Origin of the sequence: Staphylococcus simulans (genome assembly GCF_002902285.1) — a bacterium.
GTDB lineage: Bacteria > Bacillota > Bacilli > Staphylococcales > Staphylococcaceae > Staphylococcus > Staphylococcus simulans.
Genome location: NZ_PPRU01000065.1, coordinates 1 through 239 on the forward strand (window position 1 = coordinate 1; position 239 = coordinate 239).

The 239-nt window shown below is 50.6% G+C and carries 1 rRNA gene; it reads left to right on the forward strand.

The window, feature by feature from the left end:
• A 23S ribosomal RNA gene (locus CD112_RS12895) occupies positions 1-239 on the forward strand; the annotation flags it as partial.

The window sequence follows — 239 nt, forward strand, 5'->3', positions numbered from 1 at the left end:
GCGTGCCTTTTGTAGAATGAACCGGCGAGTTACGATCTGATGCAAGGTTAAGCAGCAAATGCGGAGCCGCAGCGAAAGCGAGTCTGAACAGGGCGTTGAGTATTTGGTCGTAGACCCGAAACCAGGTGATCTACCCTTGGTCAGGTTGAAGTTCAGGTAACACTGAATGGAGGACCGAACCGACTTACGTTGAAAAGTGAGCGGATGAACTGAGGGTAGCGGAGAAATTCCAATCGAAC